At 39.9% G+C, this 26,206-nt stretch carries 20 protein-coding genes; 9 read left to right on the top strand and 11 right to left on the bottom strand.

Annotated features, from left to right (window positions below; genetic code table 11):
- Positions 1-238: 238 nt before the first annotated feature.
- Positions 239-1,924, top strand: coding sequence for a hypothetical protein (locus tag HDF25_RS20665; RefSeq protein ID WP_184628306.1), 1,686 nt, complete (start codon positions 239-241; stop codon positions 1,922-1,924).
- Here HDF25_RS20665 and HDF25_RS20660 read toward each other — a convergent pair.
- Both HDF25_RS20660 and HDF25_RS20655 read right to left on the bottom strand, forming a co-directional pair.
- Positions 1,905-2,738 (bottom strand): biotin/lipoyl-containing protein, encoded by an 834-nt coding sequence (locus tag HDF25_RS20660; protein ID WP_184628305.1) that lies wholly within the window; start codon positions 2,736-2,738, stop codon positions 1,905-1,907. The genes HDF25_RS20665 and HDF25_RS20660 overlap by 20 nt on opposite strands.
- 197 nt (positions 2,739-2,935) lie before the next feature.
- A complete protein-coding gene (locus tag HDF25_RS20655) occupies positions 2,936-3,292 on the bottom strand; it encodes a winged helix-turn-helix transcriptional regulator (protein WP_184628304.1) in 357 nt (118 codons plus the stop codon).
- Between the two features lie 109 nt (positions 3,293-3,401).
- Between HDF25_RS20655 and HDF25_RS20650 the strand changes: the two genes are divergently transcribed.
- From HDF25_RS20650 to HDF25_RS20640, 3 genes are all read left to right on the top strand, one after another.
- Positions 3,402-4,292 (top strand): MBL fold metallo-hydrolase, encoded by an 891-nt coding sequence (locus HDF25_RS20650; RefSeq protein ID WP_184628303.1) that lies wholly within the window; start codon positions 3,402-3,404, stop codon positions 4,290-4,292.
- Positions 4,293-4,574: 282 nt separating this feature from the next.
- Positions 4,575-5,063 (top strand): cupin domain-containing protein, encoded by a 489-nt coding sequence (locus HDF25_RS20645; RefSeq protein WP_184628302.1) that lies wholly within the window; start codon positions 4,575-4,577, stop codon positions 5,061-5,063.
- 239 nt (positions 5,064-5,302) lie between these two features.
- The gene (locus tag HDF25_RS20640; protein WP_184628301.1) at positions 5,303-5,839 is read left to right on the top strand and encodes a cupin domain-containing protein; all 537 of its coding nucleotides are present in this window, start codon (positions 5,303-5,305) and stop codon (positions 5,837-5,839) included.
- On the opposite strand, the gene HDF25_RS20635 is transcribed toward HDF25_RS20640, so the two are convergent.
- Positions 5,836-8,502, bottom strand: coding sequence for an alkaline phosphatase family protein (locus HDF25_RS20635; protein WP_184628300.1), 2,667 nt, complete (start codon positions 8,500-8,502; stop codon positions 5,836-5,838). The genes HDF25_RS20640 and HDF25_RS20635 overlap by 4 nt on opposite strands.
- A 163-nt stretch (positions 8,503-8,665) precedes the next feature.
- Between HDF25_RS20635 and HDF25_RS20630 the strand changes: the two genes are divergently transcribed.
- From HDF25_RS20630 to HDF25_RS20620, 3 genes are read left to right on the top strand one after another with little or no spacing between them, the layout of a single operon-like run.
- Positions 8,666-9,883: an acyltransferase family protein gene (locus HDF25_RS20630; RefSeq protein WP_184628299.1), complete on the top strand. Its 1,218-nt coding sequence runs from the start codon at positions 8,666-8,668 to the stop codon at positions 9,881-9,883.
- 6 nt (positions 9,884-9,889) lie between these two features.
- Positions 9,890-10,918: a sensor histidine kinase gene (locus HDF25_RS20625; RefSeq protein ID WP_184628298.1), complete on the top strand. Its 1,029-nt coding sequence runs from the start codon at positions 9,890-9,892 to the stop codon at positions 10,916-10,918.
- Positions 10,908-11,603, top strand: coding sequence for a LytR/AlgR family response regulator transcription factor (locus HDF25_RS20620; protein WP_184628297.1), 696 nt, complete (start codon positions 10,908-10,910; stop codon positions 11,601-11,603). The genes HDF25_RS20625 and HDF25_RS20620 overlap by 11 nt, the downstream gene beginning before the upstream one ends.
- 94 nt (positions 11,604-11,697) lie before the next feature.
- On the opposite strand, the gene HDF25_RS20615 is transcribed toward HDF25_RS20620, so the two are convergent.
- The 6 genes from HDF25_RS20615 to HDF25_RS20590 form a co-directional block, all read right to left on the bottom strand.
- On the bottom strand, positions 11,698-12,426 hold the full coding sequence (locus HDF25_RS20615; RefSeq protein WP_184628296.1) for a siderophore-interacting protein: 729 nt from the start codon (positions 12,424-12,426) through the stop codon (positions 11,698-11,700).
- Positions 12,427-12,442: 16 nt separating this feature from the next.
- On the bottom strand, positions 12,443-13,759 hold the full coding sequence (locus tag HDF25_RS20610) for a TolC family protein (protein ID WP_184628295.1): 1,317 nt from the start codon (positions 13,757-13,759) through the stop codon (positions 12,443-12,445).
- 17 nt (positions 13,760-13,776) lie between these two features.
- Entirely contained in the window at positions 13,777-15,339 is a 1,563-nt protein-coding gene (locus HDF25_RS20605; protein ID WP_184628294.1) for a DHA2 family efflux MFS transporter permease subunit, read from the bottom strand.
- Between the two features lies 1 nt (position 15,340).
- Positions 15,341-16,417, bottom strand: coding sequence for an HlyD family secretion protein (locus HDF25_RS20600; RefSeq protein WP_184628293.1), 1,077 nt, complete (start codon positions 16,415-16,417; stop codon positions 15,341-15,343).
- A gap of 77 nt (positions 16,418-16,494) precedes the next feature.
- A complete protein-coding gene (locus HDF25_RS20595) occupies positions 16,495-17,349 on the bottom strand; it encodes a helix-turn-helix domain-containing protein (RefSeq protein WP_184628292.1) in 855 nt (284 codons plus the stop codon).
- Between the two features lie 100 nt (positions 17,350-17,449).
- Positions 17,450-18,286, bottom strand: a complete 837-nt coding sequence (locus HDF25_RS20590) for a helix-turn-helix domain-containing protein (protein ID WP_184628291.1) — start codon at positions 18,284-18,286, stop codon at positions 17,450-17,452.
- A gap of 87 nt (positions 18,287-18,373) precedes the next feature.
- On the opposite strand from HDF25_RS20590, the gene HDF25_RS20585 reads away from it, so the two are divergent.
- The gene (locus HDF25_RS20585) at positions 18,374-19,885 is read left to right on the top strand and encodes an MFS transporter (protein ID WP_184628290.1); all 1,512 of its coding nucleotides are present in this window, start codon (positions 18,374-18,376) and stop codon (positions 19,883-19,885) included.
- A gap of 10 nt (positions 19,886-19,895) precedes the next feature.
- On the opposite strand, the gene HDF25_RS20580 is transcribed toward HDF25_RS20585, so the two are convergent.
- A complete protein-coding gene (locus HDF25_RS20580; protein WP_184628289.1) occupies positions 19,896-20,573 on the bottom strand; it encodes a hypothetical protein in 678 nt (225 codons plus the stop codon).
- Positions 20,574-20,730: 157 nt separating this feature from the next.
- Between HDF25_RS20580 and HDF25_RS20575 the strand changes: the two genes are divergently transcribed.
- Positions 20,731-21,633, top strand: coding sequence for a cupin-like domain-containing protein (locus HDF25_RS20575; protein WP_184628288.1), 903 nt, complete (start codon positions 20,731-20,733; stop codon positions 21,631-21,633).
- A gap of 53 nt (positions 21,634-21,686) precedes the next feature.
- Here the strand turns inward: HDF25_RS20575 and HDF25_RS20570 are convergent.
- Positions 21,687-26,206, bottom strand: a 4,520-nt coding sequence (locus HDF25_RS20570; protein ID WP_184628287.1) for a non-ribosomal peptide synthetase, incomplete at its 5' end; no start/stop codon positions are given.

Raw genomic sequence — 26,206 nt, 5'->3', positions numbered from 1 at the left:
AAATGCAGGATTGATACTGGGTGTTCTAAACACTCCATCTTTAAAGGTGATATTTCTCTATAAATACGTTTCTTAAAACAAAAGATAAAGTTTCCTCTTTGGAGCCAACGATTTCACGTAAGGCAATTAAAAACTATTTATTTTTATGAAGCCTATATAATTGTAACTTAGTTGGAAGTTATTTTTTTATTCAAAGGATATAGGAAATTGTTTTTTTGAGAACTATAAACTGACAACTATGATATTTCTACGTTCTACTGTTGTTTTCTTCCTGTTGTTGGGGATGATGCTAAAAAGCTATAGTCAGTCAGCTCAAATAAGCCTTAAATTTAGATATGGGAATGAAGTTAATCCTATAGGTATCGATGTAAAATACACGCTGTCAACGGATTTTAGCAATAGTACTGAGAGGTTAGTATTTTTATACGATAAAATGTATCCATTACAAAGAAGCAGTGATACTGTTTCCAACCTCCAGGTGAGAGATCGCTTGGGCCTATTTCCCCTTAAACTTCAGGCCAGCGATAAATTAAATAGTTCTGGCTTCCTTAAGTGGAGTGCATTACGGGCTCAGGATGGCCCGGTAACGGTTTCGTACTTTGTACCACTAGCTCCCCGGATCGCGTTGAGGAGTGGGCCTGTAAAGGATTTACAGGCTGCGGGCGATGGAATGTCAGGCGCAATCGGAAGTTTTTTGTTATTCCCTGATCAGTCAAAAAAAATCAATATTACTCTCCATTGGATATTAAATAATGGTCAGGAAGCTGTCTGCAGTCAGGGATTTGGTAAAAATATTTCATTTCAAACATCCTTAGACGACCTTTTTGAGATACAATTTCTAGCGGGTAGTCTATATGCAAATGCAAACAATAAAATTACTACCGGCTTTAATATGTATGGTCTTGGAAAAGAAGTAAACAACGAATTAAGTACTTCTGCCGATTGGTATTCAAAAGCGTATAAAACAATAAGAGATAGTTTGAATGGCTCACCAACTGCACCTTTTTATTATTTCTTTCGCTCTTATAATGGTAGTCCAATGTCAAGTGGAAGAGCTAGCTATGGATCGTTCATGGTATACCTTCCCAAAAAGATGTCGATAAATGATGAAGATATAAAAATATTATCTGCCCATGAAATGATACATGTATTTGTATCAGACCTCGTTGATCCCGATGATTTAACAGATTGGTACGTCGAAGGTATTGCCGACTATCTTTCAGTAAAATTATTATACGATGGCCATTTGATTGACGAAAAAAAATATCTGGAGGTAATAAATGACCATGCAGCTGTATATTACACCAATAAGCTGAGGAATATACCGAACCAAAAAATACCAGAAATTATGTGGTCGGGTACTAATGCCTGGACTACGCCATACAGTAGAGGGGCAATGTATTTTGCCGATCTTGAGGGTAAACTCAAGCAGCACAAGGCAAAATTGGCTGTACTTTCGCTGGTTAATATATTGGATGCTATGAAAAAAAGGGGAGAAAAGATCACTTCAGATTCATGGGCAAACCTGCTGGAGAAAGAGGTTGGAACATGGGCATTAGCAGATTACAAAAACATGCTTTCCGGTAAGTTGCTGATTCCGGCAGATAATGCTTTTGGTGAGCGCTTTGAACGAAAACCTGTTAAGGCTAGTTTTTTTGATTTGGGCTTTGATTATCCTAAGTCGATTAAAGCAGGAGAGCACATTAAAAATCTGAGGGCCAATTCTCCTGCTGCAAAAGCTGGATTAAAAGCAGGAGATATTATTAACAATGATGTAGATCTTTTACCATTATACAAAAGCTATTCAAAATCTTTAACCATTGCTGTAAGAAGAAATGGAAAAATCATCCCAATTACATATCATCCCCGTTCAACCTCAGCGAGTGCATATAAATGGACAGCCATTAATCAAGTAACGCAATAGGGCCTGGAAATTTAAATACAATACCTTCTTCCAGTAACCATATAAGCCGACCCGTCTGGGGAGCCACAATTTCGACCAAAACTTTGTCAGTACTTATCTCACAAATTACTTCATCTTTTATAACAATCTCATCCAATTCTATTTTCCAATTGGTAACGACCGCTTCATATTGTTCGAAACATAATAAATCGTCTTCAAATACTACATCAATGCTATTTGGGAATTTATCTTTTATAGTGCCATATGGTGACAACAACGGACGAGGTTTTCGCCAAACCGGTTCTCCAAAGAGCGTATCAATTTTCAAATACCCTTCAGAAATTTTTCTGGTTGCTTCGGCTTCCATGGCTATCCTTGCGTTTTCTTTCTCCTGCCTCATCAATGCTTCTTGCTGATTAAAAAAGCTAGGTTCTCCTTGTAGAATATCTGGAGCATAAGTCATCAGGTAATGAGAATATCCGAAAAGTTGCTCAACCTGACTGCCAGCAATGGGTATTTCGGGCTTTCGGGCTTTTATCAGTTGCTCGATACTATATAAGTAACTATCCATGGTATTAACCCCAAAACTAATATCCGTATTCATACCCCAGTTAATACCTGTCACCACGATCCGGATTTTACTATTCGAAAACGTTACCTGAAACAAATTATCTGTATCTGTTAGGGTAACATCCTCTTCATGTAAACCGAAACTGCTACAGATCGGCGCAAAGGCTTTCCGTGCTTCGTCTTTGAAATAGTGAAGCGAATTAGCTGTGAGTTCATTATAATCTTCCATACCTTTTGATAATTGAAGATATAAATTATCTGCCAATAGTATTACTGAGGATTACAGTTGTAATGATCATACTTCCACACATCAACCTCTCTTGAAAATCTTACTATTTACCCAAAATCTGCCTTAAAACGCTCCCCCCCCTTCAAGGTGTTCTATTAGAATCCCTCTCCCCCTGAAAAGGATTGTATCCATTCCTCAAAGAGTTACCCGAAGTAAGATCAATTCTTTTTCACTTAGCGAGTGTCAAGTTTATCGGAGCTCATATTTCCAGCCATATTCTTTCGTCCCCATATTTTCATGGCATCAATAATCGGCAACAGAGTCATTCCATGTGATGTCATTTTATATTCTACTCTTGGGGGTACTTCAGCAAAAATTATGCGCTCAATTATTCCATCTGTTTCCATTTCGCGAAGTTGATTAGTTAGCGTTTGTTTACTTATTTCAGGAATTGCTTTCATCATCAAACTATATCTGTTAGTTTGATTACGGATTAGGTGTATAATAACTGGCTTCCATTTTCCTCCGATAATATTAAGACAATAGGTGACTGCGCAATTTGTCGGATTAAAATCTTTTGTCTTTCTCATGTATCATTTCCCCAATGGTCTAATATTATTGCCCAGGAATATTAATCTAGTCTTTTACACAAAAATAGAGAATTTGTGTTGTTTTGCACAGCTAAAAGATTCTGAAAAAATGATAACTGACAATAAAAACGTTAACAGATACTTTCCTTCTAATTTTATAAAACACAGCCTTGGTGAGCTTGATATGATAGTTATTTCTGATGGAGAAGTACAATATGAAAACAGTTGTTTTGCACCTGGTATTCCTAAAACAATTCTGGAAGAGATACTAAGAAATTATGGGCCAATAACCCCGCACTTCAAACTACCCCACAATATTCTTGTGATTAGGTTCAAAGAACATGTAATTATGATTGATACGGGCAATGGCTATAAGGAAAGTCCACATGCGGGCAGATTATTGGATAATTTAGCATTAGCAGGAATTGCTCCCAAAGATATAACCAATATTATACTTACTCACGCCCACCCAGATCACATAAATGGATTAATAGATGATAAAAATTCTCTGATATTTCCTAAAGCAAAAATCCATATTTCAAAAAAGGAGTTTGAATTCTGGCAAGGCGAAGCAGATTTTTCAAAAAGTAAAAATACTACTGAATCTCTATTGTCCTTACAAAAGGAAATCCAATTTTTCTTTTCAATAGTACAAGATCAACTTCAATTTTTCACTGGAAAGGATTTGTTATTTGAATGTTTACAACCAATTCTCATGCCTGGTCACACGCCAGGGCACTGCATTTTCACCATTACATCCGGTAATGAAAAGTTCACTCATCTTGCGGACATATTCCATGACGAAATTATGTTATTTACTCAACCGGAGTGGGGAACTATTTTTGATATTGATTTTGAACTTGCCGGATTTAGCCGCAGAAAAGTTCTGGAAGATTTTGCCCGTTCAGGGCAACAGGTTTTTGGTTATCATTTGCCATGGCCTGGATTTGGTTACATATGCCAAGAAAAAGGATCATTCAAGTGGGATTCAAAAATCTAAATCTGCCTTAAAACCTTCCCCCCTCAAGGTGTTCTATTAGAATCCCCGACAATCCTGGTGATCGGTGGTGCAGACACCTGCCATGAGGATAGGTTCTTATCGCAAGGTCGATGCATGGCTACGCGAGGTCCTATAATGATATTCTTACTGCTCCACGAATGATTCCTGTCTCAAAACAAACATATTTTTCATGTAATTTTTCCCAATAGAAATACGTTATTTACAATTGTCAATACTTAAGTTTTCAAGAAAGATGGTAATCAAATATGAAAAATTCAATAGATGAAAAACAAAGCTAGCTACTGGATAGATCGCCTGGATCTTCAACCACATCCTGAAGGTGGTTATTATAGAGAAATTTTCAGATCTCATGCCGAAGTTCATCGTCATAATGAAAGTGAATTAAGACGTGCTTGCACATCAATTTATTATTTACTTGAAGGTAATGATTTCTCCGGCTTTCATCGCTTAAAGTCTGATGAGCTTTGGTACTTCCATGGTGGTCAAGCAATAAACATTCACGTTTTAGATACAAATGGGGATTACAAGTGTATAGAACTAAGTGATTCAGAAACTGGTAATCTACAAGCTTTCATCGAACCGAATTGTTGGTTTGCAGCGGAGATTTCATCAAAATTGGACTTTGCGTTGGTAAGCTGCGCAGTCGCACCTGGTTTCGATTTTTCAGAGTTCGAGATGGCAACTAAAAGTTCGTTGAGCAGCGTTTACCCATCTCAGAAAAGTCTAATCGAGAGATTATGCAGATTTTAGATTTCACTTAAGTTGCCGAACGGTTTTATAATCGCCAGTTCGTTACACGTGAAAAGGCTAATCATCAAATACTTGATCGCCTGGAAAAAGTTTTGAATAGCGAAAACACAACTTTCTCCCATGGAGTTCAGACAGTCATTCAAAAATTAAGCATTTTCATATTGAATTTTGATTTATTAACCTAAGTGCATCATTACTGATTACTACCGGAGTAATTTTGTGTCCTGATTTAAAACATTATGAAAACAAAAGGATACATAAAACTGATTCATTCAGCAGACACTCATAAAGACAGTATATTGGAGATGAACATTCTTCCCGGAGAAAAAACACCCTGGCATTATCACACACTGTTTTCAGAAACATTCGAAATTTTAAAAGGCACCCTGGAAGTTGGGATAGATAAAAATGTTCACCATTTAAAGCAGGGAGAAGTTGCCACTATAAAGCCGAATGAAAAACATTATTACCACAATGTTTCTAAAGAGGAATGTATTGTAAAAGCAACCCTTAACCCTGGCAATAAGAATTTTGAGAATTCACTTTTCATTTTAAAAGGGCTTGCAAAAGATGGCCTGGCAAGTAACGCAGGGACTCCTAAGAAGTTTTCAGACTTAGCAGTGTTTATTTATCTAAACAATTCAAGAATGATCGGGTTTCAAAAAATAGCCGAACCAGTATTCAATTACTTTGCTAAAGCCGCTATTAAAAGAGGTTACTTAAATGAATTGATACAGAAATATTGCAAAATGTCTTATCCATCATCCAATCATTAATCCAGATCCTTTTTAACATTGGGATCAATCTTTAAGCCTAGCTGTTTTAAGCCTTTTCCATGTGCTCCGAAATATTGGGTAGGGAAAGGTTTATCGCCATGGATGGTTGCCCATACATATTTGCTGAACATCAGGGCATCATCATCTATTCTATCCGGACGTGAGAAATCGAGTTTCTCAGTTTTGGGAGCCAACCTGATTTCGGCCTTCGATTTCATGTCCTTCTTGTCCGGATTCATCTCGTTCAGAGCAATATTGGTTGGAAGGTGGGTATAACTTGCATAATCTGGTGTAGCCTGGAAACATTCGGTCATTAGCGGAGCCAGTGCAACCAATTGGTTCATCGGCTGCACTCCAAAAATCTGGCATATGGTATGCAGCACTGACGATTGATTATAGAACGTACTCACTACTGCATCACGTTTTACATGTGGGCCTGCCACTAAACAATACGAACGGTGCCCATCCACATGATCAGTACCTGTTTGCGGATCGTCCTCATTAATAAATACTGCCATGTCTTTCCAGAATGGGCTTTTTGATAGTGCATCAACCACTCTTCCTGTAGCCAGATCGTTGTCAGCTACATATGCCCTGGGTGTAGGTACTGTTGTACTGTGCCCGCTGGTGTGGTCGTTTGGCAGGTAGATCACGATAAATTGAGGCAAACTTCCCTGCTTTTCATATTCAGATAATGCAGTAATAAAAGCATCGGCCCTTACCTGGTCGGGAATACTCATTTGCCATCCGGGAAATCGAGGATCGCTGTATTTGCGCAACAGATCAGATGTGTAAGAACATTTGAACTCTGTATCATTTGTTTTGTTGGCCCATGCGGTATAAAAATCTGTCCAGCTCTTTCCTTTAACCAATTCTGGATAATCCAATTCCCCAAAGTTTCTGAAAGAAATTCCCTTACGCAGCAGGTGATCCCAGATGAAACCACTTGCTGCATAACATAATGGATCAGTTCCAAAGTCGTATGCACAATGCACAGATGCATAATCCTTTTCGCGGTATGGCGTTGTCATCCCCTGTACAGCCCATTGGTGCCCATCATTGGATTGAACACCGTTACAATAGTAATTATCCAACAATACAAACTGGCTCGCAATAGCATGAGTGTTTGGTGTTGTTAACTTCCCAAACTCAACCAGGTGAGGATCACAATTTCCTTTTCCAAAGTCGCCCAATACCTGGTCAAACTTTTTATTCTCCTTGATAATATAAACCACATGTTTGATCACAGAAGGCTCGCCCGGATTATTTGGAATGGGCTGCGGTACCACTCCTGATTTTGCTTCGGCCTGTACCCTGATGATATCGAACAAGTGGAAGCTGCTTTCGGCCTTTTGGGTGTACCTATCCAGCTCAGCTTTGCTGTTCGGTAATGTTACCTTTTGTAATGCCCCTTTTAAAGGCACTACATTACCAATAAACAGATTATTGTCCTTCACACAAAGTGCCCCCGGAAAACCGCCGGCAGCAATAAATCCATATGGCCCTTCTTGCGGTTTCTTAGGGTTGATCAATGCAATAGCATTGTTGCCTGCATTTGCGGCAAACAATATGTTTCCATCCGCGCTAAATTCCAGCGCATTGGTTAAACTTCCGTAAGGTAGATCTGGATTAGGTTTGGTATCAATGGTCTGGATAACTTTTCGGGTTTTCACATCGATCACGCTGATCCCATCTCCACTGGCATCGGCAACATATAAGAGTTTGCCGTTGGGCGATAGCACCATCGATTCGGGATGGATACGGGTAGTGATTTCGGTAAGAACCTTTTGGGTTTTGATATCGATCACCGAAACCGAGCCACGCAGAGCAATTGAAGACTCATCTACGGCAACATCCGAACCCGCCGACTTCTCCGTTTTATCCCCTTTACCAGGAACAGGTCCACCAAAATTACTGATAAAGGCCGTGGATTCATCCTGTGTTACCACAACTCCATATGGACATATTCCAACCGGGATATTTCGCAATACCTTTTTGGTTTTCAAATCAACTACAGCAACCCGATTGGCAATGGCCAGGGCTACCAGGGCTGTTTGAGACCTGTTGCACAAACCAATCCCAAGAGGATTTGTTTGTTTTTTATCGATGGAAAGGTCGATAGCCATTTTATAGGTAAAGGCTCCACTTTTACCAATGGTGCCCATATACATGTTCTTTTGTTGCCCGGTATAATAAACAGTAGAATCATCACTGGCCACAACAAGTCCATTCATTGATCCCCCATCATCTTTATCTGCAAAATTATTCTTATTGTTCAACTTAAAATTATCTGCATCTACAATAGATAAATGTCTATCCGATTTCACCACAACAAATTTCTTGCTGCGCGCCAGAGCTACGTTCAATATCCTCTCCCTCGACTCAAAAGGGATAGCAATTCCTTCTGGTTTTACAATATGCCCGGCAGAAGAAAGTATGTTTCCAACAGCTAGTTTTTGCCAGGCTTGGTTTCCATTGAGACTATCAGTGTTATGGATTACTGTTTTACTGTTATCATCCTTAACGGGGGCTTTCTTGTCCTTATGGCGATTGGTAGAATTGTACCATTCGCTGTTTTTATTCTCCTGGGATAAGACTGTTGTTCTTATACCAGTAAGCAACGCAACGAAAATAAAGATGCTAAATAAACGTATTGATCTCATGGTAATTAATTAGTATAACACACATAAATTTACAAAAAGAATGTTACTATAAGATTAAGGAAACTGAAAGATAAAAAGTCTGTTGACCACCAGAATGTGACCTGTGGTCAAAAAAAAAATTCTAATTCTATCCAAAGCTGTTCTTTTATATCAAAAAAAGAACATGGAAACCACACAGCGGCAAACATATCTGGATTGGCTAAGGATTTTATCCATACTGGGCGTATTAATTTTTCATTCGGCCATGCCCTATGTAGCAGAGGAAGGCTGGCATATCAAGAATGCACAGACCAGCAACTTGCTGATGGAGTCAAACCTGTTCCTGCACCTTTTTCGCATGCCCCTATTATTTTTCATCTCCGGTACAGTGAGTTACTACATGATGCAAAAACGGTCTACACTGAGCTTTATTGGCTTACGGTTCCGCAGACTACTGATTCCCCTGATTGCAGGGATGTTCATTATTGTACCTCCTCAGATCTATATGGAACGGCTTACCCAAGGTTACAAAGGCAGCTTCTGGCAATGGTATCCGGATGTATTTCACTTTATCCCCTATCCAAAAGGAAGTTTCAGCTGGCATCATCTCTGGTTTATTGCCTATTTGTTTATATATGACCTGATATTTGCACCACTTTTCGCATGGCTGATCTCTCCTAAAAGCGAGACTTTTAAAAGGAAATTAGCGGTTTTGGCTATAGGGAAAAGGATTTATTTACTGATGTTACCCGCAGTGATCTGGTATGCAATGATGAGTCGGGAACTACCTGAGACTAACGACCTGATACACGATGGCTGCTATTTTGTCTACTGGTTGTTTTTCCTCCTGGCTGGATTTGTGTGTATCCTGCAAGCGAAACTAATGGATAGCCTGGAACGTAACCGTCGCTTTGCACTAACCCTCGGCTTCCTGGCGTTGTTGTTACTTAATTATTTAAGATTTAATAAGATTGAACCGGGTCACGTTGACTGGCCTTTTCATCATGAAATTTTCACTTACCTGTTTATTGCTTTAAAACCTGTGATTGCCTGGGGTTGGGTACTGGCTTTAGTAGGTTATGGAAAACATTACTTTAATCGTAAACACCCCATATTAAACTATTTAAATCAAGCAGTTTATCCATTTTACATCCTTCATCAAACAGTGATCGTTATATTGGTTTATTATTTTGTACAGTTGTCCAATGAAAGTATATTATCTAAATATTTCTATACCATAGGCACCACCTTTTTTATTACTGTACTCACCTACCATTTGCTGATCCGACCTTTTGCATTGACACGTTTTTTATTTGGCATGAAGCCAAAGGAGAACCAGAAACCGACGGTTATTCCAGCCGAAGAAATTATACCACATATAACACTAAATTCTTATTTTTAGCAGGATATGAAGTTTTTCAGGGTCTACATTTTTCCTGCATTTTATGGCCTGCTGATATATTTTACGATCAGGTTGCTGCACGATATTGAGATAGAATCCCTTTTCTGGAAAAGAGATTGGGGTTTAAATGCCTTTGAAATGTTTTGCAGCATATCAGTAGGTTATTTAGGCATCTATTTGTTTCGCTGGCTGTTTCGTTATTGCGATCGCCGCTGGCCATTACAGTTAAACTATTGGACAGTAGCCAGAGAACTGCTCATTATATCCGTTGCCAACCAGCTAGTTGTAAACCTGGTTTTCACCCCTATGGCCGCATTTACTGATGATGGTCTTTCCTGGGCTGATGCGATCGATATCAATGTGATTCCTGCATTGTATGCCGTAATTTACTATGGTATAGCAAGAAGCAGCACCTGGTTAAAAGCTTATATTGATAATAAAGTACTTCTAGAAAAGGTAACGAATGATCACCTGGAAACAGAGCTGAAGTTTTTAAAAGCGCAATACCATCCGCATTTTATGTTTAACGCCTTAAATACGATCTATTTCCAGATGGACGAAGATATTCAGGGTGCTAAAAAAAGTATAGAAACCTTCTCAGAATTACTGCGCTACCAGCTTTACGACCAACAGCAGCAAGTTCCAGTCATTCAGGAAATAGGATACCTGCAAAGCTTTATAGAGCTGCAAAAGATACGAAGTACGGATAAGCTGATTTTAAAAGTTGATTTTGATCAGCACCTGAATAGTCAGCTGGTATACCCGCTTCTGTTTTTACCATTGGTAGAAAACGCATTTAAGTTTATTGGCGGCAATTATCAGCTCTCCGTTAGTGCAACAATAGATGATGAATATATCATCTTTAATGTAAAGAATGCTATTCCCGAAAATTTAGGAGCAGCAAGAACAAACGGCATCGGACTGGAGAATCTGAAACGACGCCTTAACCTGCTTTACCCAGGTAAACATGTATTAAGCTTAATTCAGGATCATGACCAGTTCATGGCTACACTAAAACTCACATATGCACAATAAGATCAGTTGTATTATCACAGACGACGAGCCCTTTGCCCGCAAAGGGTTAACCGGATATATAGAAAAAATAGACTTTCTCGATTTAAAAGGAACTTGTGAAGATGCTTTCCAGTTAGGTGAACTCTTACAGCGACAGCCGGTCGATCTACTTTTTCTGGATATCAAAATGCCCCATCTTACTGGTATCGAATTTTTAAGAGCTATCCAGCATCCCCCAAAAGTGATCTTCACAACAGCCTTTGAACAATATGCCTTGGAAGGCTTTGAACTGGATGTAATGGATTACCTGTTAAAGCCCATCTCCTTTGAACGTTTTTTAAAAGCCGTCTTTAAAGCCAAAGACTATTTCACATTGCATCAGGAAACCAACCAGGAGGTCTCCTATTTCTTTGTGAAAACCAACAGCAAACTGGAAAAAATAACTATTGACTCTATCCTGTTTATCGAAGGAATGGAAAACTATGTTGCCATTTATCTCGAGGATAAAAAGATCATTACCCATGCCACCATTAAATCATTATTGGAAAAACTACCTGCAAAACGGTTTATACAGACACATAAATCTTATATTATTGCCATTGATCAGGTAGGTTCCGTTGAAGGTAACATTCTTCACATCAAAAAATACCAGGTTCCTGTAAGCAAGTATTTGCGAAAAGCAGTACTGGAAGCGATCGTTAAATAATCCATCTCCATAACTGACTAGCGCGTATTTTTAATGATAAAATACAAATATGGGGTAACATTTCTTATTTTTATTGCATCTCTCAAAATTCTCTTTACAACCCAACGCTTCCTTCAGCCCAATATCCCTGAAAGATGATGTTTTTTGAACTTATACCAAGCTGTTTTAAAACTTTTCTGAAACCCTGAACTGAAGCAACATTACCTGTCAGATAAAAGATAGAGTTCAAAATTGTATCCCGCTCCTTCTCATCGATAGATTGCAGATATGAAATTGCTGATTGTCCTGGACAATCAGCTGTTTTTAATACGGTTACTATCTCAAAACCCAGCCCTAAAGGGACATCTATATTTTGTTTCAATAACTCGAGTACCCCGGTGCATGACTGACCATTTTTTTTAATCTCCCGCATCAGGGCAGCATAAAAACTAAGACTAGTTTCATCTCCAAAAAAGAAATGATGTCTTTTCTCCTTATTATATAATTTTCGCCCTCCTGGGACTGTTATTTTGATGTTGTCACCTACTTTCAGTTGTTCTGCTAAATCACTTCCTGGTCCATTGCCATGAATATGGAAAATAATCTCAAATGTCCCTGCTTCTCTGTCAAAGGCCGAAATGGTATAGTGACGGAAATCATTCGCGCTGACGCGAAAATTGACAGCACTGCCTGGATAAAAATCGATCTCTTTCAGATCTGCAGTAAAGACTATGTTTTTTATTTCATGATTGATGTAAACACAAGAGTTTACCGTAGCATTCAGAAATTTCGAGGGCAGAAGATTCTCCATGGAATCAGCAATCCATTTGGGTATATAAGGCATAACCTGTTTGTTTAAATTAAAAGTTATTTGTTGCTTTCTGTAGTTTAATCTGAGCCAGCATGAGTTCATATGCACTCTGGATGTAATTACGTTCTGTAACACTCAATGTCTTTTCCGTATCTATCAACTCACTGTATGCAAATGCACCCATTTGATATTGCTGCTGCTGATTGCGAAAAATAGTTTTGGAAAGTTCGTAACTGCTCTTTGTACTCCTCATATTCAGCACAGCGTTGCTGAGTGAAGCCCTGGCCTGCTGTATCTCATAGTTAATATCCGCCATTTTCTGCTTCAGGAGCAACTCGTTCTGACTGATCTTTTCTCCGTACTCCCGTTTTTTTTCATTTATTTTCAGATGTGCTGAGATGGGTATATTAACATTTAGTGTAAAATAGCTGAAAGGGCTCCACCACCTTCCGTCTCCATAATTAAATCGATTGGACAGGAACTGCTGCGAGTAGTTTGCCCCAAAATAAACCGAAGGAAGTACACTTTGCTTCATATTTTTAAGCCCCAGCTGGTCTTCCTGCTGCCTGAGTCTTAACTGGCGGAGTTCTGTTCTTTCCTCTGCCTTATCCTGCAAATCACTGATACTGCCAACTATCGCATCCAGGGAATCACTTATACGCACAATTGTTCCCCGGGGAATATTTAACTGATAATATAGTTCCATCAGGCTTAGCTCATAATCTTGTTCCATCTGTTTTTGGACCTGCCTTGCATTATCACGGTCAAGAACAGCTCTTAGATAATAGTTTTCTATCAGGGATCCATGCTTATACATCCCTTCTGCTATTGTTGCGTATTCGTTGTTCCGCTGCGCTATATCCGTTGCGACTCTTTTTTGCAAGTCCCTTAATTGCACATTCAGATAGACCTGGCTAATCTGGAGACTAATATTTATTTCCGCAGCTCTATTCTTTTCCTGATGAATGGCCAGATTAATTTTACCAAGTTTAACCTCATTGATCAGCCCCATATTAAAGACCGGCTGACTCAGGCTCAACCCGAAAACACTTTCACTCTTAACTGTGAGTGGAATCAGCTGGTTTTGATCAAAGCCAGGCAAGACACCACCAGGTATAACTGAGTTTTGAAGCTGCGGACTGTATTTCAAGCTTGCCACACCATTTATTTCAGGGAACCAATTGTTTCTGGTCTGAATTATTTTTGAATCTGCGATTTTAACATCGTATGCATTTGCTTTAATATCAAATCGGTTCCGTAAACCAATTTTTATTGCCTCGCTACGAGATAAAATAAGTGTATCTGTAGCTGCTTTCACGTGGCAGGCAGTTATGATTAATATAATTATAACAGGAAGTATTTTCATTTTGAATTGTGATTTAATTAGTGTCCGTCAACAGGTGGTTCCTGTTTGACTTTTGGTGTTCTGATCAGAAGAATTACCGGAATACAGAGAATGAATAAAAGAGCAAAACTTAAAAAACCCTGATTATAACTGATCAGTGTCTGCTGCTTTACAAGAATGGTCTCCAGTATCTTATTTGCTGCCTGAATTGCCTGATCATCACCATATCCTATGCTTTTAAAAGTTTGAGCAAGCGCACTTAACCGTTCCTGCGTAGCCATACTGAATTCTGTGATACTACTTGCCAGATGATGGCGAATAAACGCATCGGTTTTAGTAGTATAAATACTGATAATGGCAACACCTATTGCTCCTCCCAATTGCCTGGTCATTGTCGAAAGACCAGTGGCCTGCGCCAGGTCTTTTCCTCTGAGCGTGCCAACGGCTATCCCAATCATATTAGGTGCAATAAAGGCAACACCGACATTACGTACGATAAAAGGCCAGAAGAACTGATCACCTGTAGAGTCTGGTGACACAAATCCCATCGGGATAAGGGAAATAATCACCAGTACCAATCCAAAAACCATCAGTATTTTGACATTTGTCCGGGGGAAAAGCTTCTTTACCAGGATCATTCCTATCGCACTGGCAATACCTCCGGAAATGAGGAATTCACCTGTTTGGGTGGCTGTCCATCCTAAGGAAACCTGAGCCAGCAGTGGAAAAATAAACAAAGTACCATTTGCCATAATTCCATACATCAACCCAATAAGATTACCCAATACCAGGTTAAAATTCTTGTAAAGCTTCAGATCAACCGCTGGATGAGCTGTTGTCAGTTCCCTCCATATAAATGCACCGAAAGACAGAATGGAGATAGTGAAGAAAATACGGATTTCACCGCTGTCAAACCAGTCATGTATAGACCCTTCTTCCAGCACATACTGTAATGATCCCAAAGCCATCGCAATAAAAGCAATACCTGACCAGTCAATTTTAGGTGGTTTTACAGCGCCGGCCAGATCAGTGATGTATTTCCAGGAAAGTAATCCACCAATAATACCTAATGGTACATTGACAAAAAAGATCCAATGCCATGACAATGTATCGGTAATATACCCTCCAAGCACGGGACCGAAAATAGGCCCCAGCATAATCCCCAGTGCAAAAGTCAAAAATCCGGTTTTAGCTTGCTCTGGAGGAAATGCGCCGAGCACGATTGACATTGCTGTTGACAATAGTCCACCACCTGCAAGCCCCTGAATAAAGCGCCACATCACTAAACCCCAAAGGCCAGATGAAAGGCCACATAACAGAGAGGCTAAAGTAAAAATGAACACAGAGCCAGTAAAGTAGCGTTTTCTTCCAATCAGATTGGCCAGCATTCCAGATAGCGGAATGACAATAACATTTCCTATACCATATGCGGTGGAAACCCAGCCGATTTCTGTCACACTTGCACCAATATTCCCGCTGATCTCTCTTAATGAAACATTTACAATAGTAGAGTCAATCAGCTCCATCACTGCGCAGGAAAGACAGGTAAGTACCAGGATCCACTTAGTGGCTCCCGCTGGGTATTGAGTTTCATCTGCCATATCAGTTTACCTTTACTTTTACCAATACACTTAGTCCGGGATACAACTGACCGTTCCCGGTTTGTGGGTCAAGTTTGATTTTCACCGGAAACCGTTGGGCAATTTTAATGAAGTTTCCAGTGGCGTTGTCGGGAGGTATGAGTGCAAACCGGGATCCGGTAGCTCCACCATAGGAATCAATTGTACCTGTCAGCATCTTTTCTTCATAGGCATCCACAGTGACTTGCACCTTTTGTCCTGTTCTGATCTTCCCCATCTGGGTTTCCTTAAAGTTGGCTGTAACCCACAGATCTTTGTGATTAATAATAGCACAAAGGGATTGTCCAGCGATAACAAACTGGCCTGTCTGCACATTTCTTTTGGTAACGATTCCGCCAAAGGGTGCAATAATACAGGCGTGACGCAACCGTTCTAAAGCAGCAGCCAGTTCTGCTTGTTTTCTAAGGATAACATTCCGCGCAACAGACACCTGTTTTCGTTCTGCCATAGCACGCGTCTTTAATCCTGATGATGAACTTGAGGATGATAGCTGCATGGCTTTCGCTTTAAAATAAGCAGCTTTAGCTACATCCATTTGTGTTTGTGCCTGTTCGTAACCGTTTTGAGTAATGGCCTTAATACCCAGTAATTGTCTGGCCCGGTTGAAATCCTGAACCGATTTATCATAAGTTGCCTTTGCGGACTGGATTCCCTGTTCATTAGAAGTAGATTCGAAAACGGCAGCATTTGCACTTTGAATACTCGCCTCTGCTATATTGCCCGATACATCTACATTCAGTCTGGCATTTTCCAATTCTGCCCTGATCTGACTGGCCTCTGCATTTAATTCTGTTGTATTAAATACAATGAGTGTGTCACCTGTTTTCACTTCCTGATTATCCTTGAAGCGAATCTCAGCGATGTAACCAGTAATTCCAGCTTTAACGGGCAACAGGTCACCATCCAACTGAGCATTATCTGTAGTTTCGTAAGCCAGTCCACTGATATAGGAATTAATCGTAAAAATGACTAATAGAATAGCCAGAAGGCCACCAATTACCAGTTTCTTATTATTCTTTTTTGGTACATTCTCTTCCATTACTTTATTCTTTTTATTTCACAAAGTAATGGCATTACCAAAGCGGGAACAATGAAGGAATAAGAGTAATATCTGGACTATTTGTGGTATTTGTTACGAAATTTCAACGGCGCAAGCCCGGCGACTTTTCCAAAAAGCCGGATAAAATAAGTGACGTCAGCATAGCCAAGGTTTTCTGCGATTTCTTTAACTGTATTATCTGTATAAAAAAGCATTCTTTTCGCTTCCAGTATAATTTCCTGATGTATCCAGTAGCTCACAGGTTGGCCGGTAGTATTTTTCACCACTTCATTAAGGTATGGGGGAGAGATGTTCAACGCCCCTGCATATTCAGCAGGGCTCTTCATCTGTCTGAAACTAACTACAAGAAGATTTCTGAACTGCCTTGTTATAGTAACAGGGCGCAGATTCGTTTGTGGAAAGACATTATCATCATATTTGCAACAGGATACAAACAAACTTAAACAAACCTCAAGCATGGAGGGTAATGTTTGACCCTGAATATCGGTATGTGTAAATCGTTCGATCTGTTGTAATAAGACTAAACTATCCCGTAGTAAGTGTACTTGTGATTCTATGATAGAAACCTGAACATTCCGGATGGCGAACTCTGTAACGATTGTACGAAAAGCATCTTTAATCCAGTCCGTTCCTATTGCCAATGCCCACATATCTGCTTTTTGCAATGAAATTCCATAATGTATCTGGCCAGGAAGAATACAAAAAATAGCCGGGCCGGTAATGGTTATTTCCTGAAAGTCAACAACCATTTTACTAATGCCCCGTTCCTGAAAAATAAACATGTAATTGTTGTCCCGGTGTGCTTCACTCCTGCCTGCAAAGTCCAGACTTTCAGAAAGCCTTATAATCTCAAAATTCTGCTTTGCCCTTTCCTGCAAATCGTACATAGGTACCAGCGGTCGTGTTCTCATTTTCCATCTCAATATTGAGACGGAATGTACATTGTTTTCAATAATGCAGGAATAGACGAATCTAAGTAATGAATGGACAAATCGAGGTACAGGCCTATCTTTAAGCCTCCGCCCTTACAGCTCGAAACGCACTCATGCTCATTCCTTTATGGCTTTTGAAAAATTTATTCAAATGACTTTCGTCCGAAAACCCGAACTCTTCTACAATTTCATTGATTCGCATATCACTAAAATTTAGTCTATGCTCTATCAGCCTCAGTTTATAATTTGAAATATAATGCTGCATCGCTTCCCCACATTGATTCTTAAAATAACTTCCTAAATAAGTACCAGACAGGCCGAATTTCTCCGCTATAAATGAAGCTTTTAGATGTTGCGGACAATAAATATTGTTTTGTATATGATTAATAATATCTAGTACCCGTTTATCTGCATTGGCTTTAACACTGGCGGGCCTAATCTTTGAAATATTCCTTGCTGCAATTACAATTAAGGCGTTGATAAAATGCATAATCAGATCCTGGTTATAAACATCATCATGATTAATCTCGTGCAGAAGGGAATCAACTATTGCTTTCACATGAATTTCATCCGACTTATTCTGCAGGATACAACCTGACAAGTGAGTTGAATAATATAATAAACATTCGATATGATCAATACCCTTCCAGCGGTACTCCTTCACGTACGCACTACTAAACCGGATCAACAAAAATTCAGAGGTACTTGCAATCTCAAAATTATGATAATCACTTGGCGTCAGTAAGAGCAGGTTTCCGGCCTGATAAGCTAACCTGTTGCCGTTTATACTCAGCTCTCCTGTCCCTGAGATAACATAGACCATTTGAAAAAAAGTAAAATGCTGATCCCGAAGCGGACAACTATCCACCTTCTTATAAATCACCTCCACAGGCTGGTGAATATTTTCTTTAATCATAGTTCAAATTTACCTATTTATCATTTAAATATACCGAAATACACAAATAATTCAGTCTAATTTTGGTAAAACAAATAAAACTAAGAAATGATAGCATTTAAAAATACAATTGCATTGACGTCCGTATGTCTGGCCGCACTGATGTTCGGTCTTGAGATTTCAAGTGTACCGGTAATACTCCCAACTCTTGAAAAAGTACTACATGGCAATTTCAATGACCTGCAATGGGTTATGAATGCATATACTATTGCCTGTACAACAATTTTGATGGCAACCGGAACACTGGCCGACAGGTTTGGCAGGAAACAAGTCTTCATAATCAGTATAATTATGTTCGGTATCGCCTCACTAATCTGTGGTTTATCACAGACTATGCCCGTTTTAATTATCAGCCGGTTTCTTCAGGGAATGAGTGGCGGTGCGATGCTAATTTGCCAGGTTGCTATCCTTTCACATCAGTTTACAGGCTCAAAAGAACGCGCAAGAGCATTTGGTATATGGGGAATAGTATTTGGTGCCGGTCTGGGTTTTGGCCCCATCATAGGAGGCCTGATCGTAGCTGTATTAAGTTGGGAATGGGTCTTTCTGATACACGCAGTACTATCCGTTTTAACACTGTTACTTATATTAAATGGCGTACAGGAATCCAAAAATCCGGAAGCAAAAAGATTGGATGTATTGGGCATTATGACGCTATCAGTATCCGTTTTTTGTTTAACATTTTTCATTACACAAGGTACTACGCTTGGCTTTCACAGCACCATATCTATAACTATTATTACTATTTCAGTATTAAGTTTTATAGCCTTTATAATTACAGAAAACAAGATACAACATCCAATGTTTGACTTTTCTGTGTTCAGGATACGTAATTTCTCGGGCGCTTTATTAGGGTCTATGGGCATGAACTTTAGCTTTTGGCCTTTCATGATCTATCTTCCGATATATTTTCAAAGTGCCCTTCAATATGACAGTATCACAGCCGGATTGTCTTTACTATGCTATACACTTCCTACCCTGGTCATTCCACCTTTCGCAGAGCGTCTTTCAATCAGGTACCAACCTGGAGTTGTTATCCCTTTTGGCTTGTTTATAATCGGTCTGGGTTTTATACTGATGTGGTTTGGCAGTAGCGCTGAACATGCCAGCTGGTTAACAATGCTCCCTGGTACACTCCTGGCTGGTACAGGATTAGGTTTAACCAATACACCAGTAACAAATACATCTACAGGTTCAGTTGCCAGTACACGTGCAGGAATGGCCTCTGGAATAGACATGAGTGCCCGTATGATCTCCCTGGCAATAAACATTGCCATCATGGGATTTATTCTGGTAAGCGGAGTATTATCTTATTTGAGGAGTAACCTTTCTGTCAACTTAAACGCATTGGAATGGCGTTCTCTGTCAGAAAAAATAGCGGCAGGAAATATCACATCAATCCATCAGATTTCTCCTTTGGATTCTTCCGGATCAATCGCTCATGCGGCGATTACTTATGGTTTTAGCTGGATAATCCTGTATGGAGCCATCGGAGTATGGATTTTAGCGTTTTTTAGCCTGATGAGCTTTAGTCCCTGGAAAAACTCCGTGAGTAAATAACGACTCAAATTTATTTTTTGTTGATTATCAGCTCGATATTTTTTGATTCAGAAGTCACTAAACGAGGAACTCCATCAAAGACATTTGTCATTGAATAAGGTACCAGTTTACCTTCTTGTCTGATCCCTTCCGCAGAATAAACCCAAGGGACATAACTTAGAATCCCCCCTATATCACTAGGTAATGCTTTGTTTTTCAACTCAGGTAAATCGTCTTTATAATAATATCCTGATTTAAGCAGATCAGGATATTTCTCCTTTAAATATTTGGTTAAGGTATATCCATCTCCGCCTTGCTTATATAAATCATCGGCAGATATTCTGGTTACAATTTTACCTGTAATCCGGCTTTTCATTTTTTCATATCTTTCTGCCTCTGACGTAAATTTATCTTCAGCCAGCTCATTCTCAATTGAAAATTGTTCTACGCCAGCAAGTATCACATAGTCCTTATCTATTCTGACCACTATCTTGATATCATAATCATGCTTATACTGCCAAGATTGACTTCCCCCATCAGTTACCATACCTGAGGTTTGATAAAAGATAAAGCTGCCTGGCTGTAACCGGTGTTCTGGTGTCACTATTGCCTTGCTCCATTGGTACTGGTCATACTTCCCTTTTAAAAAGAAAAAAACAGCCAGTAAGAAGATAACACTGATTATAACGAATATTATTTTGAGCTTCATAATTATTTGATCCTCCAAAAGTAACGATTTATATCAAAACCGCATCTCCTGTTTTTTTTGTATATTTAAGAGTATAAATTTTTAGAAAAATAATTGTGTCTAATCATGATCTTAAGTCATCTAAGGAATTCATAGTAAACATTAATTTTTCAATCAGATGATGGGCCTTAAAACAAGTAAACTAAATAGCGCTGCAGAAAATTTAACCACTATAGACAGACGCAGCAATCTTTCCCGTAAGGAGCTTTTTAAGGAATATATTGAGCCCGAAATTCCGGTAATACTCACCGACGCTACCAAAAACTGGAATGCAATCGGAAAACTAACCCCCGAGTTTTTTAAAACAAATTATCCTGAAATTACAAAGGAAATTAAAAACAAGAAGTATACCCTATCAGAGCTTATTGATCTAATACAGATATCAACAGCCGAAAAGCCAGCTCCTTATCCTTTCAATCTGAATATTGAGAATTACCTGCCCGAATTATTAGCAGATATCAAACCTGAGATAGTTTATGGTAAACTAGACCGGATTAACCATCCCCTGCTTCCAAAATTTCTATTGAACGGAACAGATGTTTATGAGTTTTTTTTTGGTGGTAAAGGCGCCAGCTTCCCCTTTCTCCATTATGATGCCTTATACATGCACACGCAGATTACACAAGTGTACGGATCTAAAGAGTTTATTTTTTACTCACCAGGTCAGTCTCAACTATTATACCCCCGTCCAGGTAGCCCGCAAATTTCACAGGTGGATATATTCAATCCCGATTACGAAAAATTCCCTCTGTTTAAACAAGCACGACAGATCAGGTGTATGGTTGAGGAAGGAGATACACTCCTGTTCCCGACAGGCTGGTGGCATACCACGCAGATTCATGGCCCGAGCATTACCATGGGCAGGGCTCAGTTAAACGCTTCAAACTGGCAGAAATTCATTAATGATATTTACGGACATTGGAAAGTATTACATCCAAACCACCCGAACATGCGCATTCCAGCATTAGTTTGTGCTAAAATATTAGGTACTGTAATGAGTATCCAGGAAGCATTCCTATAAAAAAAGCTGCTTGCAAATTTGACAAGCAGCTTTTTCATCTCACTCTATTAGCACTAATTGTAGTCTGTTACATTAGTACCCGCTATAACAGTATTTAAACTGTTACCTAAAGCTTTACCATTCTCATCGTCAATCATATTAAAATGATCTCCGGGAGCATTGACCTTTATTACTTCTCCCGTATAAGCATCCCAGCCTAACGACTCATCGAACCCCTCATTTATCCACTTCTGACGGTCCGCACTAACAATAGTCAAGGTCGCATTAACTTTACCCGAGGAAGTATAATTGTATATAGTAGAATTAAAGACCAGGAGATAAACCAGCATGAGCTCATCCTGAGAATGCGTCTTAAACTGGCGATATTGCGCTACAATGAAATTAAGCATAAATGAACGTTTATCTGCTTCTGGTAATGACTCCAATTCCGATCTGAATGCCTCCAGCCAGTCTGGATAAGGGGCTCCGGGTACTATAATTTCAAATACTTCAAGATATTCTACAGTATCTTTCATCAACCTTGCATCTCCCGAAGGCAAGACATCTGGTCTTGGAGATACATCCATTATAGCGGCAAAACTGACCTGTTCATCTATTGCTTCAAACTGTTTAACCATTTCATAAGCTACCCAGCCACCAAAAGAATGACCGACGATACGATACGGTCCTTCAGCCTGTATCTGCTTTATCCATTTGATATTTTGCGCTGCAATTTCCTCCAAACTGTCTAAAGGTATTTCCCCATTAAATGTCCCCATCATACTCAGACCATATACAGGACCCGATTTTTCCATTACCTTAGCCATCCTGTCATATCCATCGACAATTCCAACTCCGCCAGGTATAATAAATACAGGTTCTCCTCCTTCAGCCTCATTTAACAACCGGATATGTTCATTATTCAGTTTACCCCGTTCAGCTGTACCGGGATTCCTGTCTCCTGAAAGGACAGCTGCTTGTTCCGCTATTGTTTTATGAATCATCAGCTCACTTAAATGAATTTTATAGCCTAGTTTTCTGATCCTTGAAAGCATTCTGATCACAATCAGAGAATGGCCGCCCAGCTCAAAGAAATTATCATTTACCCCAACCTGTTCCATCTCCAGCAATTCGTGCCATATAGCTGCCAGCATCTCTTCTACAGCATTACGCGGTGCGACATATACATGCGTTGACAACAAACTACTTTCCGGTTCAGGTAAGGAATGTTTGTCAATCTTTCCATTTGAAGTCAGCGGCAATTGCTCCAGCTCAACCAGCATAGGTATCATATATTCCGGCAAACTGATTTTCAGATACGTAATGATATCTTCCCTGTTCACCGTTTCGGACGGTACAATATACCCCACCAGACGTTTCACACCCTGAGCATCAGCCCTGGCTATGACTACACTCTGCTGTACCTGAGGATGATGATTTAGTAAATGCTCTATTTCGCCCAGTTCTATACGGTAACCTCTGATCTTCACCTGGTCATCCAAACGTCCAAGATACTCAATACTACCATCTGTCAGCCATCTCCCAAGATCTCCCGTCTTGTACATCCGTTCATTTGGACGCAAAGGATCCGGCACAAATTTTTCTCTTGTGAGGTCTTCCCGGTTCAGATAACCGCGGGACACACCAACACCAGAAACACAGATCTCACCCGGCACCCCCAATGGACAGATTTGTCCATATGAATCGAAGATGTAAATACTTAAATTCTGGATAGTTTTACCTAAAGGAACATTACTACCCGAAGGCGTATTATACATAAAATGATGCGTAATATCATCGGACGCTTCTGTAGGCCCGTAAGCATTCACAACCGGAATACAGCAGTAATCTTTATGATTAAACCATTGAGCCAGCAAAGACTGGCTTACAGCTTCACCTGTAACCAATAAATAGCGCAGACTATTTAATTTTACCGTAGTCTCCTCCTGCAATACTGCTGCAAGGTATGAAGGCACCAGTTCCAGAATACTAACTCGATCAGCATCAACCTGTTCTATCAGGGCTGCTGGTTGCAAGATCAGATGATCCGCATAAACCACAGTACATCCACCACATAATAAAGCACAAAACATCTGCCATACAGAAATATCAAAAGTATAAGAAGCTGTATAAGAGAGTATCGTATGATTATCCATCTGCAGTTCATTTATTTTCGCAAATAAGTGGTTGAGCATTCCTCTGTGCTCTACCAGTACTCCTTTTGGCTTACCTGTAGAACCCGAAGTATAAATCACATAACACAGATTCTCCGGGGCCGTTCTGTTGTCCGGTGCAGTTAATGGCTGATCATTCAAAAGTTCATAGTCATCTATAGAAATTACTGCATCCTGCACACTTTCAGGTAAATTTTTTCTGCTACGGTTACTACTGATAATCAGACTGGCACCACTATCTTCCAGCAGATACAGCATACGGTCTGCCGGGTATCCCGGATCAATCGGAACATATGCCCCTCCTGCTTTCCAGACCGCCAGTATACTGATAAGCATTGCCGGTGAACGTTCTATACAAATACCGATCAGCTGATCAGAATGGACAGCCCTTTTACGTAAATAATGCGCCAACTGATTCACCCTTTTATCCAGTTCAAGATAAGTAAGCCGTTCCCCTTCGAAAACTAATGCGATTGCATCCGGTGTCTTACTAACCCACTCCTCAAACAAAACCATCACAGTTTTTTCCTTTGGATAATCTACTACCGGTCCACTGAACATTCCCTTTAACAGCTCTGTTTCTGCCGATGGCAACATTGACAAAGTATTAATTTGCTGAAATGGTTCTGCAATGATGGACTGTAGCAAATGTCTGTAATGTCCCATCATCCTCAGGATTGTTTCTTCCTGAAAAAGATCTGTACAATAGCTGATATTTATATTCAGTCCTTCCTTTTCTTCAGTGATCGCCACAGACATATCAAAAGGCGAGGGTGTATAAGCTGTTTCCTCTTCAGCTACCTGGAGATCTCCGAAAACCAATCCTGTATTATCAGGCGTATTTTGTAATATAAACATCACCTGAAACAATGGATTTCTGCTCAGATCCCTGTTTACAGCTGCTACCTCCAGTGCTTTCTCAAAAGGCATATCCTGATACTCATACCCTTGTAACAAAGTTGATTTCACTCTTTGTACCAGATCAGAAAAAGATGGCGTCCCGCTTAAGTCACTACGCACTGCCAATGTATTAATGAAATAGCCGACCAGACTTTCAACTTCCTGCTGTTTTCTACCTGCCAGTAAAGTACCCACACAAATATCTTCCTGATTGCTATAGCGATACAACAATACCTTGAAGGCAGATAAAAGTGTCATAAATAAAGTGATGCCATGCTCCTGGCTGAATTCATTTAACTGGTTTGCCAGTTTAATATCAATCCTAAAATCTGCCATTGCCCCGTTTGTACTCAACACAGCAGGGCGTGCATAGTCAGTCGGCAGCTGTAATATTTCTACACCTGCCAGCTGTTTCTGCCAATAGTCTTGCTGTAACTGCAGTACATTACCTGCCACATACATTCTCTGCCATAAGGCGTAATCAGCATACTGTACGGTTAATGGTTCAAGCTGCGCCACACGTTTCTCAACATAGGCACTATAGAATTCAGACAATTCTTTAACCATCACCGACAACGACCATCCATCGGATGCGATATGATGCATCACAATGACAAGCACATTTTCATCTGCTCCCGATGCTACAATTGCCGCTCTTACCATATGATCTTCATCCAATCTGAATGGATGCTCTACAAATGAAGTAATTGCCCTATCCGGATCTTCGGTCTCTTCAATGACCGACAAACTCCATTGATCAGGTTCAAGTACCTGCTGATAAGCTACACCTTCCTCTTCTCTCAGTACTGTCCTCAGCACTTCATGACGGTTGATAATACTTTGTAATGCATACTCAAGAGCTTGCTGGTTCAATGCGCCTTTTAGCCTTAATACCAGAGGCATATGATAATGGGTACTGCCTTCTAACTGGTCAATAAACCAGAGACGTTCCTGACTGAATGACAATGGAATACGCGATGACCTTGGCTGTACTGTAATTGCCGGCAGTAAGGTACTGCTACCCGATGCCTGTATCTGAACAGAAAGAGCAGCTATAGTAGGATATATAAATATATCTTTCACCGCAAGTTCGGTTTTTAGTTCCTTACGAATGGTAGCCAGTAACCTGGTAACCAATAAAGAATGTCCCCCCAGTTCAAAGAAATTATCATGGATACCAGCCTGTTCTATTCCCAGTAATTCCTGCCAGATCTCAGCCAGTTTTTGCTCCGTTTCATTACCTGGGGCTACATAAGCTACATTCCGTTGGGCACTCAGATCGGGATCAGGTAAGGCCTTGCGGTTCACCTTACCATTCACCGTCAAAGGAATCTCCGCCACCTCTACCCATAAAGCCGGCACCATGTATTCCGGTAAATAAGCTCTCAGTTGAGTTTGTATGGCTTCCTTGTTCAAAACATCTTGCACCACCACATAACCAACCAGTTGCTTGTTACCTGTCGCATCGGTTTTGGCAACCACCACACTCTGACGCACTAAACCACTCTTCTCCAGTACAC

The sequence above is a fragment of the Pedobacter cryoconitis genome (genome assembly GCF_014207135.1).
GTDB classification, from domain to species: Bacteria; Bacteroidota; Bacteroidia; order Sphingobacteriales; family Sphingobacteriaceae; genus Pedobacter; species Pedobacter cryoconitis_D.
The sequence above is the reverse complement of the archived record's forward strand: the minus strand, read 5'-3'. Positions and strand labels throughout refer to the sequence as shown.

Bases quoted from the DNA above. Each gene is read 5' to 3' on its own strand.
- HDF25_RS20600 (WP_184628293.1), bottom strand. From the start codon at position 16,417: ATGGAAGAGAATGTACCAAAAAAGAATAATAAGAAACTGGTAATTGGT.
- HDF25_RS20655 (WP_184628304.1), bottom strand. From the start codon at position 3,292: ATGAGAAAGACAAAAGATTTTAATCCGACAAATTGCGCAGTCACCTAT.
- HDF25_RS20610 (WP_184628295.1), bottom strand. From the start codon at position 13,759: ATGAAAATACTTCCTGTTATAATTATATTAATCATAACTGCCTGCCAC.
- HDF25_RS20575 (WP_184628288.1), top strand. From the start codon at position 20,731: ATGATGGGCCTTAAAACAAGTAAACTAAATAGCGCTGCAGAAAATTTA.
- HDF25_RS20605 (WP_184628294.1), bottom strand. From the start codon at position 15,339: ATGGCAGATGAAACTCAATACCCAGCGGGAGCCACTAAGTGGATCCTG.
- HDF25_RS20590 (WP_184628291.1), bottom strand. From the start codon at position 18,286: ATGATTAAAGAAAATATTCACCAGCCTGTGGAGGTGATTTATAAGAAG.
- HDF25_RS20645 (WP_184628302.1), top strand. From the start codon at position 4,575: ATGAAAAACAAAGCTAGCTACTGGATAGATCGCCTGGATCTTCAACCA.
- HDF25_RS20665 (WP_184628306.1), top strand. From the start codon at position 239: ATGATATTTCTACGTTCTACTGTTGTTTTCTTCCTGTTGTTGGGGATG.
- HDF25_RS20640 (WP_184628301.1), top strand. From the start codon at position 5,303: ATGAAAACAAAAGGATACATAAAACTGATTCATTCAGCAGACACTCAT.
- HDF25_RS20630 (WP_184628299.1), top strand. From the start codon at position 8,666: ATGGAAACCACACAGCGGCAAACATATCTGGATTGGCTAAGGATTTTA.
- HDF25_RS20580 (WP_184628289.1), bottom strand. From the start codon at position 20,573: ATGAAGCTCAAAATAATATTCGTTATAATCAGTGTTATCTTCTTACTG.
- HDF25_RS20625 (WP_184628298.1), top strand. From the start codon at position 9,890: ATGAAGTTTTTCAGGGTCTACATTTTTCCTGCATTTTATGGCCTGCTG.
- HDF25_RS20595 (WP_184628292.1), bottom strand. From the start codon at position 17,349: ATGAGAACACGACCGCTGGTACCTATGTACGATTTGCAGGAAAGGGCA.
- HDF25_RS20650 (WP_184628303.1), top strand. From the start codon at position 3,402: ATGATAACTGACAATAAAAACGTTAACAGATACTTTCCTTCTAATTTT.
- HDF25_RS20585 (WP_184628290.1), top strand. From the start codon at position 18,374: ATGATAGCATTTAAAAATACAATTGCATTGACGTCCGTATGTCTGGCC.
- HDF25_RS20620 (WP_184628297.1), top strand. From the start codon at position 10,908: ATGCACAATAAGATCAGTTGTATTATCACAGACGACGAGCCCTTTGCC.
- HDF25_RS20615 (WP_184628296.1), bottom strand. From the start codon at position 12,426: ATGCCTTATATACCCAAATGGATTGCTGATTCCATGGAGAATCTTCTG.
- HDF25_RS20635 (WP_184628300.1), bottom strand. From the start codon at position 8,502: ATGAGATCAATACGTTTATTTAGCATCTTTATTTTCGTTGCGTTGCTT.